General features: G+C 61.4%; 15 protein-coding genes. 6 read left to right on the forward strand and 9 right to left on the reverse strand.

Features of this window, described 5'->3' with window-relative positions; genetic code table 11:
• Window positions 1-349: 349 nt before the first annotated feature.
• Window positions 350-499 carry a hypothetical protein gene (locus FHX09_RS09620; RefSeq protein WP_007799191.1) on the forward strand — a complete coding sequence of 50 codons (150 nt, stop codon included), beginning with the start codon at window positions 350-352 and terminating at the stop codon, window positions 497-499.
• Window positions 500-748: 249 nt separating this feature from the next.
• On the opposite strand, the gene FHX09_RS09625 is transcribed toward FHX09_RS09620, so the two are convergent.
• Genes FHX09_RS09625 through FHX09_RS09635 form a run of 3 tightly spaced genes read right to left on the reverse strand, consistent with a single transcriptional unit; the run spans window position 749 to window position 4,231 of the window.
• Window positions 749-1,627, reverse strand: a complete 879-nt coding sequence (locus tag FHX09_RS09625) for a patatin-like phospholipase family protein (protein ID WP_184449868.1) — start codon at window positions 1,625-1,627, stop codon at window positions 749-751.
• A gap of 41 nt (window positions 1,628-1,668) precedes the next feature.
• Window positions 1,669-2,229: a 16S rRNA (guanine(966)-N(2))-methyltransferase RsmD gene (gene rsmD, locus FHX09_RS09630; protein WP_132588412.1), complete on the reverse strand. Its 561-nt coding sequence runs from the start codon at window positions 2,227-2,229 to the stop codon at window positions 1,669-1,671.
• The gene (locus tag FHX09_RS09635; protein WP_132588411.1) at window positions 2,210-4,231 is read right to left on the reverse strand and encodes a pseudouridine synthase; all 2,022 of its coding nucleotides are present in this window, start codon (window positions 4,229-4,231) and stop codon (window positions 2,210-2,212) included. The genes rsmD and FHX09_RS09635 overlap by 20 nt, the downstream gene beginning before the upstream one ends.
• A gap of 90 nt (window positions 4,232-4,321) precedes the next feature.
• Between FHX09_RS09635 and FHX09_RS09640 the strand changes: the two genes are divergently transcribed.
• Window positions 4,322-4,759, forward strand: a complete 438-nt coding sequence (locus tag FHX09_RS09640) for a nucleoside deaminase (protein WP_037083678.1) — start codon at window positions 4,322-4,324, stop codon at window positions 4,757-4,759.
• Window positions 4,756-5,061, forward strand: a complete 306-nt coding sequence (locus FHX09_RS09645) for a hypothetical protein (protein ID WP_184449826.1) — start codon at window positions 4,756-4,758, stop codon at window positions 5,059-5,061. Before FHX09_RS09640 ends, FHX09_RS09645 begins: the two co-directional genes overlap by 4 nt.
• 17 nt (window positions 5,062-5,078) lie before the next feature.
• Here the strand turns inward: FHX09_RS09645 and FHX09_RS09650 are convergent, their stop codons facing one another.
• From FHX09_RS09650 to chrA, 5 genes are all read right to left on the reverse strand, one after another.
• Window positions 5,079-5,708, reverse strand: a complete 630-nt coding sequence (locus FHX09_RS09650) for a hypothetical protein (protein ID WP_007799202.1) — start codon at window positions 5,706-5,708, stop codon at window positions 5,079-5,081.
• Window positions 5,709-5,839: 131 nt separating this feature from the next.
• Window positions 5,840-8,746: an isoleucine--tRNA ligase gene (gene ileS, locus FHX09_RS09655; RefSeq protein WP_183718908.1), complete on the reverse strand. Its 2,907-nt coding sequence runs from the start codon at window positions 8,744-8,746 to the stop codon at window positions 5,840-5,842.
• Window positions 8,747-9,008: 262 nt separating this feature from the next.
• On the reverse strand, window positions 9,009-9,992 hold the full coding sequence (locus FHX09_RS09660) for a bifunctional riboflavin kinase/FAD synthetase (protein WP_007799204.1): 984 nt from the start codon (window positions 9,990-9,992) through the stop codon (window positions 9,009-9,011).
• A 27-nt stretch (window positions 9,993-10,019) separates the two neighbouring features.
• Window positions 10,020-10,868 (reverse strand): TIGR01459 family HAD-type hydrolase, encoded by an 849-nt coding sequence (locus FHX09_RS09665; RefSeq protein WP_007799205.1) that lies wholly within the window; start codon window positions 10,866-10,868, stop codon window positions 10,020-10,022.
• Between the two features lie 102 nt (window positions 10,869-10,970).
• Window positions 10,971-12,383 (reverse strand): chromate efflux transporter, encoded by a 1,413-nt coding sequence (gene chrA / locus FHX09_RS09670; protein ID WP_184449828.1) that lies wholly within the window; start codon window positions 12,381-12,383, stop codon window positions 10,971-10,973.
• 322 nt (window positions 12,384-12,705) lie between these two features.
• Here chrA and groES point away from each other — a divergent pair, with 322 nt between their 5' ends.
• The 3 genes from groES to FHX09_RS09685 all read left to right on the forward strand — a co-directional run bounded on the left by groES (window position 12,706) and on the right by FHX09_RS09685 (window position 15,868).
• The gene (groES, locus tag FHX09_RS09675; protein ID WP_004675403.1) at window positions 12,706-13,002 is read left to right on the forward strand and encodes a co-chaperone GroES; all 297 of its coding nucleotides are present in this window, start codon (window positions 12,706-12,708) and stop codon (window positions 13,000-13,002) included.
• Between the two features lie 73 nt (window positions 13,003-13,075).
• Window positions 13,076-14,716: a chaperonin GroEL gene (gene groL / locus FHX09_RS09680; protein WP_007799209.1), complete on the forward strand. Its 1,641-nt coding sequence runs from the start codon at window positions 13,076-13,078 to the stop codon at window positions 14,714-14,716.
• 705 nt (window positions 14,717-15,421) lie between these two features.
• Window positions 15,422-15,868, forward strand: a complete 447-nt coding sequence (locus FHX09_RS09685; RefSeq protein WP_183718944.1) for a hypothetical protein — start codon at window positions 15,422-15,424, stop codon at window positions 15,866-15,868.
• Window positions 15,869-15,934: 66 nt separating this feature from the next.
• On the opposite strand, the gene FHX09_RS09690 is transcribed toward FHX09_RS09685, so the two are convergent.
• The gene (locus tag FHX09_RS09690) at window positions 15,935-16,645 is read right to left on the reverse strand and encodes a glutathione binding-like protein (protein ID WP_184449830.1); all 711 of its coding nucleotides are present in this window, start codon (window positions 16,643-16,645) and stop codon (window positions 15,935-15,937) included.
• Window positions 16,646-16,672: the final 27 nt, after the last annotated feature.

The raw sequence follows: 16,672 nt of genomic DNA on the forward strand, positions 1-16,672 counted from the left end.
CTGAGTTCTCCTGCTCTCCTTCTCCGCTCTGCACCGGTCCCTTGGCCTTAGCATCCGACGTGAACTTTCCCTGCAGTTGGCAATCGCACCATCAGCGAGTGCGTCGCAGCCTTGGGGCAAGTATCAGTATATTTCGATCGTCTGCGCTTCGGCCTGTGGGGACAGGCCAACACAGATCCCTCAAAGCACCCATCCTGCGTTGACAGCTTTGCGGCCTAGTAACGCAATAAAGGAGTGTTCGGCTCTGGCTGCCACTCCTTGCATATGGCTTGCCAATGCCAACCATATGAGGGATTGTCCCAACTCTGGCCCCTGAGGCCCGCGCAGTCTCCAATGATAGGACAATGCCATGCCTCTACGCTATCTTTTCGCCGCTGTGGCCATCGCGCTCGTTGCCCTCTCCGGGTGCACGACCACCGGCTCAGGCGCGGAGAATACCACCTACGCAACTCCCGCAGGTATTGGGCCAGTTCGTGGCAGCGGCATTAACGGCTACTGATCTTAGGTAGGTGCCGGGCTCCCCTCCCCGCTGGCAGCTGGCGATGGTCGCATACCCAGCGCGTCCAAGGTCGGGGCGTAACGGATTCCCCTGGTACTCATGCCGCAGTCTGCTTAGCCAGTCTCCGGCGCGCCGTCGCCTATTTTTCGTTTCGGCCCAGGCGAAATCTCTGGCTTCATTGTCGCAGTCGGATGGTCGACCAAGCGGCCCGTGAGCCAACAGTACGTTTCAATTTAACCCTGAAAGGCTCTAAGAGGTGATGCGTGCCTCGATCTCACGATCAAGCGCGTATTTGAGTTCGTCCTTGATGCCGACCGACATGGACAGGACTGCGCGCGCCTTGAGGAAGTCCATTACACCGATGCGCCCGACTGCGGGGCGCAGGAAGATGTGCGGCGCCTGCAGGCGCAGCTTCAGGGAAATTGCCGTCTGCATCATCAGCTGCCCGGAGCCAAAGATGCTCTCCATCCGGTTCGGAATATGGGTGCCATCGCCTTCCGGTGCGCCAACGACATCGATGCCGATGACGATGTCGGCACGATCCATCAGGCATTCGTAAGGAACGGGATTGCTGATGCCGCCGTCGATCATCACCCGCCCGTGCAGCCGCACCGGCATGAAGACCGCGGGGATTGCCGAGGAAGCGGCCAGCGCCGGGAACAGCGCGCCGTGGCTCGTCAACACCTCGCACTGACCGTAGTAATCGGTGGCTGTGACCGTCATCGGGATCGGCAGATCCTCGAAACGATCCGGCAAGTCGGCGGGCAGGAAGGCTTTCAGGATACGCTCGAGATTGAACTGACCGATACGCACGCCGTTGGCGACGGCATCGCGCACGGTTTGCGGGCGCAGGCCCCACAGGCGGCTGACGACCGCGGCCTTGTTGGCGACCGTCATCATGACATGCTCGCGGATGGCTTCGCCGGTCATGCCAGCCGCCATTCCCGCGCCCATGATCGAGCCGATCGAGGAGCCGGCAATCGCAACAGGGCGAATGCCGAGCTCGTCCAGCGTTTCTATGATGTGGATGTGAGACAGGCCGCGCGCGCCGCCACCGCCGAAAGCAACCGCAACCGTTGGTGTCGAACGGCCCGAGGCGTCGCGGGGGGCAGGCAACGCGGTTTCGATCTTCTCTGCCTGCTGCACCGCTGCCCCCGATTTCCGCAGCCCTATTGAGGATGATAGCGGAAGAAATGAACCTTGGTATCGCCGAATGTCCGGCTTTCCAGGAAGAGATAGGAAGGGTCGACCGAAACGGCAACATCCGCGCGTTCTTCAAGAACCGCAATCGCGCCCGGCTGCAGCCAACCGCCCTTGGCCGCGGCGGCCATGGCCTTTTCGCCAAGTCCCTTGCCGTAAGGCGGATCGGCAAACAGCATCTGGAACGGCTCGAGATTGCCGACGCTGCCAAGATCGGTCGCATCGCGCCTCAGGATGCGCGTCCTGCCATGCAGGCCGAGCGCATCGATGTTTTCCCACAGGAGCCCCCTACCCTCGACGCTGTTTTCGACGAACAGCGCGTGCCGACAACCGCGGGAGACGGCCTCGAGGCCAACGGCGCCGGTACCGGCAAAAAGATCCAGGATCCGGGTGCCATCGACGCATTCCGGATAGGCATGGCTCAGAATGTTGAACAGGCTTTCGCGCGTCCGGTCGGCAGTCGGCCGGATGTCGTTTGACTTTGGTACGGCGAGCGGCCGTCCGCGAAACTCACCGCCGACGATCCGCACCGCGCGTCATTCCCTTTCCTTTAGGTCCACCCCGCGATGGCCCGCCTGAAGGCTTGCCGCCGCCACCCGGCCTGTCACCCTTCGGCTTGCCGGAGAAAGTCTTGCCGCCGCCGGGCTTGCCGCCGAATCCCTTGCCGCGCGGCTTGTCACCAAACGGTCGGTCACCGGCCGGGCGCTCGGACCGCGCCTCGCTGGAAAAGCCCTTGGCGCGCGGACGTTCATCCCCCTCTGCACGTGGACGGCGATCGCCGCGCGGCTTATCGCCGAACGGACGGTCTCCGCGTGCGGGACGATCCCCGAAAGAGCGGGGGCGCTCGTCGCCCTCTTCGCGCGGCTTGCGGTCGCCGCGCGGCTTTGCACCGAACGGGCGGTCACCACGTGCAGGGCGGTCGCCGGATGGCCTGTCGCTGCGCGCTGGGCGGTCACCGTAAGGTCTGTCACTGCGCGCCGGACGGTCGCCGAAGGAGCGCGGGCGTTCATCCCCATCTTCGCGCGGCTTGCGATCACCACGGGGCCTATCGCCGAACGGGCGATCGCCTCGCGAGGAGCGATCACCGGCTGACCTGTCGCCACGGGGTGGACGGTCGCCATAAGGTCTGTCACCACGCGCCGTGCGATCGGGACGGTCGCCACGAGGAGGACGCTCACCAAAAGGCTTGTCGCCAGAGCGCTTGCGGCCGCCTTCGTCCTTGCTCGTCACTTCGCTGGAACGGATCCATTCGCCTTCTTCATCGCGGGCGCGGTTGATCTGGACGCGCGGACCGGTGTCGTCGTGGCGGGCCGGCTGCGGCTTGGAGCGGCCAGGCTTCTCGCCGCGTCTAAGTGCAGTCTGAGCGTTCTTTTCGGCCTTGGCGGCTGCCTTTTCGCCAAGCGGGCGGGCGCCAGGCGCCATCCAGACATTGGCGTTGCGGCGGCTGCCGAGCGCCGGGCGCTTCGGACGGTCGTCGTCCTTGCGGCCGCCGTCGCGACGGTCATCGCGGCGATCGTCACGCTTGTCATCACGCTTGGTGTCGAGGCGGCTCAGCGCACGCTCGCGCTTGTCTTCAGGCTTCCACGAGCGTTCGCGACGCTCCGGCTTCGCTTCGACCTCTTCGTCGACTGCAACGGCCGGCGTGTTGTAGATCGGCGCGTCGAAATTGGCCTTCGCATCCTCGATCAGGCGCGGGCCGAGCTGGTCGCGCAACGTGCGGCCGCGCACTTCGACCACATCCCGCTCCGGCAGGTCGCCGAGCTGGAAGGGGCCGTAGGAGATGCGGATCAGACGATTGACGTCAAGACCGAGCGCACCCAGCACATTCTTGATTTCGCGGTTCTTGCCTTCGCGCAGGCCCATGGTGAGCCAAACGTTCGAGCCCTGCGTGCGGTCGAGGGTCGCTTCGATCGAGCCGTAGAGGACACCATCGACGGCAATGCCGTCCTTCAGCTTGTCCAAAGCCTCCTGATCGATCTCGCCGTGGGCGCGCACGCGGTAGCGGCGCAGCCAGCCTGTCGTCGGCAATTCCAGCGCGCGGGCCAGGCCGCCATCGTTGGTCAGCAGCAGCAGGCCTTCGGTGTTGATGTCGAGGCGGCCGATCGACATGACGCGCGGCAGGTCGTCCGGCAGATTGTCGAAAACCGTGGGGCGTCCTTCCGGGTCCACGTTCGTGGTCACGAGCCCGGCGGGCTTGTGGTACAGCCACAGCCTGGTGCGCTCGATACCGCGGATCGGAACGCCGTCCACTTCGATCTTGTCTGCCAGCGTCACGTTGACGACGGGGCTGTCGAGGAGCTTGCCGTTCAGCTTCACGCGGCCGTCCATGATCATGCGCTCGATATCGCGGCGCGATGCGACCCCGGCGCGCGCCATCACTTTGGAGATGCGCTCAGCCTTGGCGTCGCCCTCGGCAACATCGCTCGCCTCGGCCTTGACGGGCACCTTTGCCGGCTTTTCGCCGGATTTCGGGCCGGCATTGCGCGCAGATGGCTTGCCGCCTGGCCGTTTTGGCTTGTCTTTGAATGTCATTTGTTGTTTGCCTGCCTTTTCGGGCCTTCCTATCAGGTCGCGCCCCTGCGGTTAAGTGGAAATTGTCGGATCGTGAAGACAAATCAATTTATGGAGCTGGCGCTTGACCAGGCCCGCGCCGCTGGCGAACGGGGCGAAGTGCCGATCGGAGCGGTTCTGGTGCTTGACGGCCGCGTTGTCGCAGCGTCCGGCAACCGTACGCGTGAGCTCAACGACGTGACCGCGCATGCCGAAGTCGCCGTCATTCGCATGGCGTGCGAAGAGCTTGGTCAGGAACGACTCACCGGTGCCGACCTCTATGTGACGCTGGAACCGTGCACCATGTGCGCAGCCGCCATTTCCTTCGCGCGCATTCGTAGGCTCTACTATGGCGCGGAGGACCCCAAGGGGGGCGCCGTCGACAATGGCGTGCGCTTCTACACGCAACCAACCTGCCATCACGCCCCAGACGTGTATTCCGGTTTGCAGGAGACGACATCGGCCGATATCCTGCGGACGTTCTTCGCGCAGAAACGGGATGTGCCATGACATTGCTCGCCAGCGAATTCGTCCTCATGGTCGCGGGCGTCGTCTATGCCTATTGCAGGATCGCGCCGGACAACGGGTCGATCCCGATGCAATGGTCTCTTTCGGGAAATGTGAACTGGTCGGCGCCTCGGCTGCTCGCCTTTGCCTTCGTGCCGATACTGGCATTTGCGGTGGTGCTACTGCTCGCATCGAGCGCGATCTTCGCGCCGTCAGCACTTAGCCTTGCCGGCGGGATCTTCCTTGCCTGCCAGCTTCTGCACGTCTTGCTGGTTGACCGCTCGTCAAAAACAAAGCGGGGCTGATTGCCCCGCTCGAAACTCTACTGAAGGAGGTTCCACCACTGCTTGCCGGTCCCGGCGATCGCAGCTTCCTTCTTCTTCTTCTTCGCCTTCTTCAGTTCCGGTTCGCCTAGATCGTCGAGCTTTGCCGGATCGTCGACCTGACGATACTCGGTCGGCGGGTCCGAGATGTAGCGGCGCTGATCGATATAGGCGCCCTTCTGGATGGCGCGGGCTTCGCGATAGGCCTTGCTCTGCGCTTCAGTCGTCTGCCGGCCACCTTCGATCTGATTGTTTGCGAGCGGCGAGCGGTAGCTCGAGTTGTCGCTGTTTTCGTCAGCTTCTTTAACCAGACGCGCGCGCGTTTCCTCCGGGGATTCGATCCACTGCGGATTTTCCTTGCTGGCGATGCTCTGCTGCGGCTCGACAAGGGTTTCCTTGGCTGCCGCGGACGGCAGAACGAGGCCGGGGCGCGCACTGTACTTGACGCCCTTGTTCTTCGGTCCGTCGCCAGTCAGGGAAACGGACTGACCAAGGTCGTCAGTCAACTGCTCCATTGCGGTCTTGTCCGTTCCGTAGCGCGGGCTCCCCATGCAGCCGGTGATCATCGAGCCGCCTGCCACAGCAACAGTCAGGCAGACGCCCACACGGAACCAACGTGTTGATAACATGAAAACCCTTCCAGCCATGCCGGTGCAATCATCGCCCTACCGGAACCGTCCCCCTGACGCAAAAATCCGGCCATTTTCAGGCAGCTTTTACCGAATGAACCGCGATTAGGCAATTCACCCGGCAATATTCTTCAGTTTTGCACCGCTAGTTCGCGCAATGCAGCCGCATCGCGGGCCGAGACATCGGGATACTCAGGGTCGGAGCCGACATCCGTCGTGATCCGCCAGGAGCGCGCGCATTTGGTGCCTTCGGCCGGTTTGGGCTCGACGCTGACACCTGACACCTCGGGCAGACGGAAGGCATCGGCCGGGCCCTCGGCACCGTCAATGACGATGCCAGAGGTGATGCAGATCTCTTCGAAGTCCTGGCCCTCCAGCGCCTTCAGAAGCTCCGCATCGGCGACATGGACGACGGGGGCTGCCTCCAGTGAGGAACCAATACGCTTGTCCTTGCGCTCAATTTCCAGGGCGCCCGTGACAACGGTGCGAACGGCGCGGATCTTCTTCCACTTCTCGGCAAGAGCGTCGTTCTTCCATTCCGCCGGAATGGCCGGGAACTGCTCGAGGTGAACCGAGACAGCCGATGGATTGCGCGACAGCCAGGCCTCTTCCGCCGTGAAGGGCAACATCGGCGCCAGCCATGTCACCACGCATTCAAAGATATTGCGGATGACATGAAGGGCCGAACGACGGCGCGGGCTCGACGGCGCATCGCAGTAGAGCGCGTCCTTGCGAACGTCGAAGTAAAAGGCCGAGAGCTCGACGTTGGCAAAGTCGATCAGTGCACGAGCGATCTTCTTGAAGTCGAAGGCGTCGTAGCTTTCGCGGACGAGCTGATCGAGCTCGGCCAGGCGATGCAGCATCAGTTGCTCGAGTTCCGGCAGGTCGGCAAGCGCGATGACTTCGCCCTTGTCATGCGCCAGCGTGCCGAGCATCCAACGGATGGTGTTGCGCAGCTTGCGGTAGGCATCGATGTTCGTCTGGATGATCGTCTTGCCGACACGCAGATCCTCGGCGTAGTCGGACGTCATCACCCAAAGGCGCAGGATATCGGCACCCGCGTCCTTCATGATTTCCTGCGGCGATGTCACGTTGCCTTTCGACTTCGACATCTTCTCGCCTTTCTCGTCCATGGTGAAACCATGGGTGAGAACAGCATCATAGGGCGCCCGGCCACGTGTTGCGGCGGATTCCAGCAGCGACGAATGGAACCAGCCGCGGTGCTGGTCGGACCCTTCGAGGTAAAGGTCGGCCGGCCATTTCAGATCCGGGCGGTCTTCGAGCGTGAAGGTGTGTGTCGAGCCCGAGTCGAACCAGACATCGAGGATGTCCATGACCTGCGTCCAGGGCTCGTTTGCCTTCTCGCCCAGGAAGCGCTCACGCGCGCCATCCGCGAACCAGGCATCGGCGCCTTCCTTCTCGAAGGCTTCCAAGATGCGGGTGTCTACCGCATCGTCCTGCAGGATTTCGCCCTGCTCATCGACGAAGACGCAGATCGGCACACCCCAAGCGCGCTGACGCGAAAGCACCCAGTCCGGACGCTGCTCGATCATGGCGCGCAGACGGTTCTGGCCAGCAGCAGGCACGAAGCGGGTCTCGTCGATCGCGCTTAGCGCACGGGAACGCAACGTCGTTCCGTCGCCGAGCTCCTTGTCCATGTAGACAAACCACTGCGGCGTGTTGCGGAAGATGACCGGCTTTTTCGACCGCCACGAATGCGGATAAGAGTGCTTCAGGCGACCGCGTGCGAACAGCGCGTGACGTCCGATCAATGCCTTGATGACACGCTCGTTGGCATCGCCCTTCTTGCCGCTGTCGTCGATGACGCGCGCCGCACCTCCTTCCGCGTCCGGGCCGAAGCCGGGTGCGTCGACCGTAAAGAAGCCGGCGTCGTCGACCGGGAACGGGATCGTAGAGGAGACGCCACGCGCTTCGAGCTCGCGAACGTGATCCATCCAGACGTCGAAGTCCTCGCGGCCGTGGCTCGGAGATGTGTGGACGAAGCCGGTGCCGGTCTCGTCGGTGACGTGATCGCCATCAAGGAGCGGCACCTGGAAATGGTAGCCGCCGCCCAAGCCGTGCAGCGGGTGGGCGCAGGTGATGGCAGCAAATTCCGCGGCTTCCACGTCGCGAACGTGCCTGAAGGTCACCTTTGCCTTGGCGGCCGATTCCTCGGCGAGACGCTTGGCGAAGATCAGTCGTTCGCCGGGTTGCGGTCCGAAGTCATTCTCCGCCGTCTCGACCTCGTAGAGGCCATAGCCGTAGCGCGAGGAATAGGCGATGGCGCGGTTGCCCGGGATCGTCCACGGCGTCGTCGTCCAGATCACCACGAAGGCGCCCTTGAGTTCGCTGGGGCCTTCGGCAACCGGGAACTTCACCCAGATCATGTCGCTTTCGACATCCGCGTACTCGACCTCAGCCTCCGCGAGCGCCGTGCGCTCGACGACTGACCACATGATCGGCTTGGATCCGCGATAGAGCTGGCCGGATTTGGCGATCTTCAGCAGTTCGCCGGCGATACGCGATTCCGCGTGGAAGTTCATTGTCGTGTAGGGATTGTCAAAGTCGCCCTCGATGCCGAGGCGCTTGAACTCTTCCGACTGCACCTTGATCCAGCCGGCCGCGAAGTCACGGCATTCCTGGCGGAATTCGTTGACCGGAACCTCGTCCTTGTTCTTGCCCTTCTCGCGGTACTTCTCCTCGATCTTCCACTCGATCGGAAGGCCGTGGCAATCCCAGCCGGGAACGTAGTTGGCGTCGTAGCCGCGCATCTGGAACGAGCGGTTGATGACGTCCTTGAGGATCTTGTTCAGCGCGTGGCCGATATGGATGTTGCCGTTGGCATAGGGAGGGCCGTCGTGGAGCACGAACTTCTTGCGGCCGGCGGCGGACGCCCGAAGCTTCCTGTAGAGACCCATCTGCTGCCAGCGGGCAACGGTTTCCGGCTCCTTCTGCGGCAGGCCGGCGCGCATCGGGAAGTCCGTTTCCGGCAGATAGAGGGTCTTCGAGTAGTCGACTTTTTCGGCTGTATCGGTCATGTCTAGCAATCGTCTCTAGGCGCCAAGGGAGCGGGCGCAACGGGCTTGAATTTGGTGACGGAGGCGCTCGTCGTCCAAGCGCCGAAAACCCGGACCTTCCGGCCGCTTAGCGCGCGCGGAAGGCCGGGCCGATAATTCGTATCGTGATCGCCAGCCGGAACTTGTTCATCGCGCCGGTTCATAGGCGCTTTTGCCGGGAAAAGGAAGAGGGATTCCATGACGTCGAGGGCGCCCAAGCGCGCGGAAGTGCCGATACCCCGAATCAGGTGAAGCAGATCTTGAGGTCGAGTTCGCCGAGCGGCCGCACACCAGCAAGCAGCGCGCTTGCCTCTTCCTTGTCGCGGTTCATCTGTTCCACAAGCGGCTCAAGGCCATCGAACTTCAATTCCGGGCGCAGATAGCCGAAGAACGACACCGAACAAATCTGCCCGTAGAGGTCGCCGCTGAAATCGAAGACGTAGGTCTCGAGCAGAGGCGCGCCGTTCTCGGTGACCGTCGGTCGGCGACCGTAGCTGGCGACACCATCGTGCAGCGTGCCATCGGCAAGACGAAAGCGAACGGCATAGATACCCGCCTTGAGATCGGCTTCAGTGGGCAGTTGCATATTCGCGGTCGGAAAGCCGAGCTGACGGCCAAGCTTCTCGCCGCCGATCACTTCCGCTTCCACAGTATAGTGATAGCCGAGCATGGCGGCGGCCTCGCTGACATTGCCGTCCTTCAGCAGTTCGCGAACGTGGCTCGAAGACACCACATCGGTATTCTCGTCGCGAAACGCGTCGATCAACGTCACGCCGAACCCATATTTCTGACCGGCACCCATCAGGAAGGCCGGACCGCCTTCCCGGCCACGCCCGAAATGAAAGTTGAAGCCCGTTACGACCTCGGAGGCGCCGAGCCAATCCTTAAGGATCGAATGGATGAAATCATCCGCCGAGCGCTGCGAAAACTCCCTGTCGAACGGATACTCGATGACGGCGTTGAAGCCGATCGCTTCGAGGATACGCGCCTTGAGCGGCGCCGGCGTCAGGCGAAAGACCGGTTGATCCGGGCGAAAGACCGTGCGGGGGTGAGGCTCAAAGGTCAGGACCAGCGCCGGAATACCGCGCTGACTCGATATCTCCAGGGCCCGGTTCAGCACGGACTGATGGCCCCGATGCACGCCGTCGAAGTTGCCGATGGCAATCACGCCGCCACGCAGGTGGGCCGGCAAGGGTTCGCGGGTCTCATTGCGGTGAAAAACGGTCATCGGCTGGCTTTTCTCATGCGAGGCTCTTTATGCGAGACGGGGCATCCACCACTTCGGTGTCGCTTTTTCGCGTTCCAGATAGGCCGTGAGGATTGCCTCGTCGGTCTCTCCGTTCAGCGTGTATTCCTTCGCGTGGATGCCGCCGCTGATATAGAGGAGATCAAGGCCGTAATCGAGAGCGCCGCGAACATCAGTTGGCATGCCGTCCCCGATGGCAAGCACACGGCTCGGCGGAAAGTCGCCGTGGGCCTCGCGGGCGACCGACAAGACGGCGTCGTAGATCGGCTTGTGCGGCTTGCCTGCAATACGTGTCTGACCGCCGAGCTGATTGTAGTAAGCCGCCATCGCGCCGGCGCAGGGGATGATCTTGTGGCCGCGCTCGACAACCAGATCGGGGTTGGCGCAAATCATCGGCACGCCGCGCACCTGAAACGCCTTCAGCATCTCGGTGTAGTCTTCCGGGGTCTCGGTTTCATCGTCGAAGAAGCCCGTGCAGACAACGGAGTTCGCATCCCTTGCCTCGACGCGCTCCACGCCAAGACCCTCGAGGATCGCCTGGTCGCGATCCGGTCCGAGCAGAAACACCTTCTTGGGGCCCTCGGCGATGAGCCCGCGCGTGACGTCGCCCGATGTGACGATGCGGTCGTAGGCGCCATCCTGGATGCCGATCTGGCGAAGCTGCGTCACAACCTGGGGAGCGATACGCGGCGAATTGGTGATGAGAACAACGGTCAGCCCCTCGCCGCGCGCCGCTTCCAGCGCAGCTGCCGCTTTGGGGAACGGATCGACGCCGTTGTGCAAGACGCCCCAGACATCGCAGAACACCGCGTCATAGTGGCTGGTGATTTCCGCAAAGTTCTCGATCCGCTTGGCCATTCCGATTTCCCGATCTCGTTAAGTCACGGCTGACATCGCAAAGGCCTGCCGGGATGGCAAGGCATTTTGCAGTGAGCAACTGCAAAAACCGGAAGCTGTCGACTAGAAGACGGCGATGGCAGCCCTGACCAACAGGCCCGTGGCGGTGGATACTCCGATCACCGTCAGGATGCCGACCTTGAAGCGAAAGAGCAGAACGGACGCCAGGGCGAAGATCCCGAGTGCCGCGACATCGAGCGTCCACCACTGCGGCCAGGCAACGCTAACGATCGGCAGGCCGGTCTTCCCGGAAAGAAGCGCGACGCGGCCAACGTCGACGAAGAGCACATGCAGGCCGAACCACAGTGCAAGATTGAGAATGACGCCGACAACCGCCGCGGTGATCGCCGAAAGGGCGGCCGAGAGGTTTTCGTTGTTGCGCAGTTTCTCGATGTAGGGAGCCCCGGCGAAGATCCAGATGAAGCTCGGTACGAACGTCGCCCATGCGGCGAGGAAGGCGCCGAGAACGCCACCGGCAAGCGGCGCCATCGCAATAGGGTTGCGATAGCCAGCGAGAAACCCAACGAAACAGAGGACTAGGACCAGCGGCCCAGGCGTCGTCTCTGCAAGTGCCAGTCCACCGAGCATCTCACCGGGCTGCAGCCAGGCGTAATGGCCGACGGCAACCTGCGCGACATAGGAAAGGACGGCGTAGGCGCCTCCGAAGGTTATCACGGCCATCTTGGAGAAAAAGATGAAGGCCGCGCCGAACACATTGGTTTCGCCGCTCAGAGTTTCGGCGATCAGATCCGTGGGTGCATCAAGGCCACGAATGAAAAAGAGCGGCGACTGCCAGACGAGGATCCAGAACACGAGCACTACGAGCGGCCTTGCGATGGCATGCGTCGTGACCACAGGAAAATGCCGGTGCGAGGAGGTTTGCGGCAAGACTGGCGCGGCCAGCCGACGCTGGCGATGCTTCATCCATAGTAGGCCTGCTGCTCCGCCCAGGATGATAACCAGAGGAAACGGCAGGTTCAGAAGGAAGAGCGCCAGGAACGACGCTGCTGCCACATAATAATGAAATCGCTCTTTCAGCGCTCGGCGCCACGCCCGGAGCAATGCCTCGATGACGATTGCCAGAACCGCAGCCTTCGCGCCGAAGAAAAGCACGGGAAGCCAGGCGGCCTCCTGAAAAACGGCGTAGAGGCTCGATAGCGCCAGGATGACAAGGAAGCCCGGCAGAATGAACAGCAGGCCGGCAATGAGGCCGCCGCGCACGCCGTGGATCAACCAACCGATATAGGTTGCCAGTTGCTGGGCCTCGGGGCCTGGCAGCAGCATGCAGAAATTCAATCCATGCAGGAAACGTTCCTCGGAGATCCAGCGCTTCTCGTCGACAATCGTCTTATGCATGAGGGCGATCTGGCCGGCCGGCCCGCCGAAGCTCAGACAGCCAATCCGCGCCCAGACGCGAACCGCCTCCCGCAGCGTCGGCGCCGCCTCGATATCCCCTGCCGCGATCGCCTCATGCACGGTTGCCGCCCCTCTCGCCTCAAGGCGCTCGATATCATCGGCACGCCTTTACGACAATCCTGGCGCAGACAGGGCTGCAACTAACTTTTCGAAGACAAAAGCCTAGGGGGAGCTCGATCGTCGCATAGGCTGTCGCACTTCCGACAAGGATGTGCTGTTAAGGCTGTTGCGAGGACGGCGAAGAAAAATTGCGGCCGTTCTTGACTCCCCGCTAGGCCACTCCTAAATGCTGCCTCGCTAGCACTCACCAAGGACGAGTGCTAACACCATCCGTGCAGGCCGCTCTCGGCCTGTGAGTGTCATTTGATCGAGGGATTAGACAATGGCAAGCACCAACTTCCGCCCCCTTCACGATCGCGTCGTTGTTCGCCGCGTTGAGTCCGAAGAAAAGACCAAGGGCGGCATCATCATTCCCGACACCGCCAAGGAAAAGCCGCAGGAAGGCGAAATCGTCGCCGTCGGCTCCGGCGCTCGTGACGAGTCCGGCAAGGTCGTCGCTCTCGACGTCAAGGCTGGTGATCGCGTTCTGTTCGGCAAGTGGTCCGGCACCGAAGTCAAGATCAACGGCGAAGACCTTCTGATCATGAAGGAAGCCGACATCATGGGCATCATCGGCTAATCAGCCGCTTTTCCCTTTCCGATTTTAGCTACGGGCCCAAAGCCCGGACAACTCGAATTCAGGAGTTTCAATCATGGCAGCTAAAGAAATCAAGTTCGGCCGCACCGCGCGCGAAAAGATGCTGCGTGGCGTCGACATTCTCGCTGACGCAGTGAAGGTAACGCTCGGCCCGAAGGGTCGTAACGTCATCATCGACAAGTCCTTCGGCGCTCCGCGCATCACCAAGGACGGCGTTTCGGTCGCCAAGGAAATCGAACTGGAAGACAAGTTCGAAAACATGGGCGCCCAGATGGTCCGCGAAGTTGCTTCGAAGACCAACGACATCGCCGGCGACGGCACGACCACCGCAACGGTTCTCGCTCAGGCGATCGTTCGCGAAGGCGCCAAGGCAGTTGCTGCCGGCATGAACCCGATGGACCTGAAGCGCGGTATCGACCTCGCTGTTGCTGAAGTCGTCAAGGATCTTCAGGCCAAGGCCAAGAAGATCAACACGTCGGAAGAAGTTGCCCAGGTCGGCACGATCTCCGCAAACGGCGAAAAGCAGATCGGTCTCGACATTGCTGAAGCAATGCAGAAGGTCGGCAACGAAGGCGTTATCACCGTCGAAGAAGCCAAGACCGCTGAAACCGAACTCGAAGTCGTCGAAGGCATGCAGTTCGACCGCGGCTACCTCAGCCCGTACTTCGTCACCAACCCGGAAAAGATGGTTGCTGACCTCGAAGACGCCTTCATCCTCCTGCACGAGAAGAAGCTTTCGAACCTCCAGGCTATGCTCCCGGTTCTCGAAGCTGTCGTTCAGACCGGCAAGCCGCTCCTCATCATCGCTGAAGACGTCGAAGGCGAAGCCCTTGCTACGCTCGTCGTCAACAAGCTGCGCGGCGGCCTGAAGATTGCTGCTGTCAAGGCTCCGGGCTTCGGCGATCGCCGCAAGGCAATGCTCGAAGACATCGCGATCCTTACCGGCGGCACGGTCATTTCCGAAGACCTCGGCATCAAGCTCGAGTCGGTTACCCTCGACATGCTCGGCCGCGCCAAGAAGGTTTCGATCTCCAAGGAAAACACGACGATCGTCGACGGTTCGGGCGCCAAGTCCGACATCGAAGGCCGCGTTGCCCAGATCAAGGCCCAGATCGAAGAAACTACCTCCGACTACGACCGCGAAAAGCTGCAGGAGCGTCTTGCTAAGCTCGCTGGCGGCGTTGCCGTCATCCGCGTCGGCGGCTCGACGGAAGTCGAAGTGAAGGAAAAGAAGGACCGCATCGACGACGCGCTCAACGCGACGCGCGCTGCTGTTCAGGAAGGTATCGTACCGGGCGGCGGCGTTGCCCTGCTGCGTTCCTCCGCCAAGATTTCGGCCAAGGGCGAGAACGACGACCAGGACGCCGGTATCAACATCGTTCGCCGCGCTCTGCAGGCTCCGGCCCGTCAGATCGCCGAGAACGCTGGTGATGAAGCTTCGATCGTTGTCGGCAAGATCCTCGAGAAGGGCGAAGACAACTTCGGTTACAACGCCCAGACCGGCGAATACGGCGACATGATCGCCATGGGTATCGTCGACCCGGTCAAGGTTGTTCGCACGGCTCTGCAGGACGCAGCTTCGGTTGCTTCGCTGCTGATCACCACCGAAGCCATGATCGCCGAGCTGCCAAAGAAGGACGCTCCGGCTGGCATGCCGGGCGGCATGGGCGGCATGGGCGGCATGGACATGATGTGATAGGCCGAAAGCCTATCGCAGGAATTGTCTGTAAAGCTTCACTGATCCACTTCAGGTATCCCGGAATAGGAAGGGCGGTCTTCGGACCGCCCTTTTTTGTTTCGCACCTGATTCGTCGCCCCCACCCTCCAGCTTTTTCAATCGATAGCTGAAACGTTTAATCAGAGTCGTGAGCAACCCTCGCATTGGGCGAAGCTTTTGCAAAACTTGTGGCGCTGTATTTTTTCTTTCACAGGCTGATTTCTCTCGCGGTGCAATTTTCTACACATTTCAGCGCGAGGAACCGCAGTGAAACCGTTTGCACGTCAAGAACTTGCGAAATTTTTGCTATTTCCTGGCGTCCAGGAGCGTCTTCGGGTGTATTTTCCACTCGCAGTAGAGATCTGCAGTGCGCAAAAAGCCGATTGCCGTTTGCATAAAAGACCGATAAATCCGCGTTGCATTCGGCGCGCGTTCATCGGCCGACGGTCGCTATCCCATATCGATCCTGACCATGGGGCGCGAGACCGAGTTCGGGAAAACCCCTCCCGAAAATATATCATAAGTTGTGTAACGTGCCGAGAAATTGGACGCGGTTCCGCCAGAGGGACCGGCAATCCAAACCCCATTTCCCGGTCGCCCGCGCATGATGCGCGGCGCAGCATGAACCTGCTCATTTTTGCCGGACGTGTAGCGGGGGAAGCTGCACCTAAGCTGGGGAAAAATTTGTTCAAAATCGCAAGAACCAACGCCGCAGCGCCGCTCATGCCGGGCTCACTGGATATCAGCAATCATGATCCCGAAATGCTGGCGCAGTTTTCCATTTCGGAAACCTGGGTCGGAGACTTCTCCACCGGCGTGATCCACCTCAAGGAATGGAGTGCCATGCTGCACGGGCTTCCCGCGCGGGAATGCGGGCTTCTCAGCCTCATGCGCTGTTACGACCCGAAGGATCACGACCGCATCCTGGAGCTCTTCGAACAGGCTGCGACGCTTTCTTCTTCCTTCTGCTTTTCGACCACGATCATGCTGCCGAACGGCTTCCGTCAACCATTGTTCTGCATGGGGGAGTCGAACGGTCACGACGACGCCTACAGCGGCAGCATGCTTGGTGTTTTCGTCTTTCCTCGATTCAAGACGAATGCCGGCAGCGAGTTCGCGCGGCGCCAATAGAAGCGTCCGCCACACACAAGAAGCCGGGCCCTTTGGAACCGGCTTTTTCTTTGCCTTGGCTCGGCTTTAGGCAGGGCGCGCAGGTATATTCAAGCCCTTTTCGGATGCTGGCCAAGCGATGCAGCGCTCAAGCCAGGCCATCACCGCCGGAAAGCTCTTATAATCAAGCACTTCGCGGCCGCCATAGAACACGTCGGCACCACGGAGCCACGGGAAGGTGGCGATATCGGCGATCGTATAAAGGTCACCCATGATCCACTGGCGTCCCTGCAGCCGCGCTTCCAGCACGCTCAGCAGCCGCTTGGATTCGTCACGGTAGCGCTCCATCGGGTAGGAGTTGCTGGCGACCTTGTCGGCCGCGAACTTGTAGAAGTGCCCGAACTGACCGAACATCGGCCCGATACCGGCCATCTGGAAGAAGACCCACTGGATCGTCTCATAGCGTCCTGCCGCATCGGCAGGAATGAGTTTGCCTGTCTTCTCAGCGAGATAGAGCAGGATGGCACCGGATTCAAAAATGCCGATCGGCTTTCCATCCGGGCCATTGGGATCGATGATCGCCGGGATGCGGCCGTTCGGGTTAAGCGACACGAACTCCGGAGACTTCTGGTCATTCGTGCTGAACGAAATCAGATGCGGCTCGTAGGGTAAGCCAAGCTCTTCAAGCGCGATCGATATCTTGACGCCGTTCGGCGTCGGCAACGAGTAAAGCTGGATAACGTTGGAATCCGCTGATGGCCAGCGCGTCGTGATCGGAAAAGCGGAAAGATCTGCCATTGGGATCTCCATCTTGGGCGGCCGACC

The sequence above is a fragment of the Rhizobium sp. BK538 genome (assembly GCF_014197575.1).
GTDB lineage: Bacteria > Pseudomonadota > Alphaproteobacteria > Rhizobiales > Rhizobiaceae > Rhizobium.

Bases quoted from the DNA above. Each gene is read 5' to 3' on its own strand.
- FHX09_RS09620 (WP_007799191.1), top strand. From the start codon at position 350: ATGCCTCTACGCTATCTTTTCGCCGCTGTGGCCATCGCGCTCGTTGCC.
- FHX09_RS09635 (WP_132588411.1), bottom strand. From the start codon at position 4,231: ATGACATTCAAAGACAAGCCAAAACGGCCAGGCGGCAAGCCATCTGCG.
- FHX09_RS09640 (WP_037083678.1), top strand. From the start codon at position 4,322: ATGGAGCTGGCGCTTGACCAGGCCCGCGCCGCTGGCGAACGGGGCGAA.
- FHX09_RS09645 (WP_184449826.1), top strand. From the start codon at position 4,756: ATGACATTGCTCGCCAGCGAATTCGTCCTCATGGTCGCGGGCGTCGTC.
- FHX09_RS09650 (WP_007799202.1), bottom strand. From the start codon at position 5,708: ATGTTATCAACACGTTGGTTCCGTGTGGGCGTCTGCCTGACTGTTGCT.
- ileS (WP_183718908.1), bottom strand. From the start codon at position 8,746: ATGACCGATACAGCCGAAAAAGTCGACTACTCGAAGACCCTCTATCTG.
- FHX09_RS09660 (WP_007799204.1), bottom strand. From the start codon at position 9,992: ATGACCGTTTTTCACCGCAATGAGACCCGCGAACCCTTGCCGGCCCAC.
- FHX09_RS09665 (WP_007799205.1), bottom strand. From the start codon at position 10,868: ATGGCCAAGCGGATCGAGAACTTTGCGGAAATCACCAGCCACTATGAC.
- groES (WP_004675403.1), top strand. From the start codon at position 12,706: ATGGCAAGCACCAACTTCCGCCCCCTTCACGATCGCGTCGTTGTTCGC.
- groL (WP_007799209.1), top strand. From the start codon at position 13,076: ATGGCAGCTAAAGAAATCAAGTTCGGCCGCACCGCGCGCGAAAAGATG.
- FHX09_RS09690 (WP_184449830.1), bottom strand. From the start codon at position 16,645: ATGGCAGATCTTTCCGCTTTTCCGATCACGACGCGCTGGCCATCAGCG.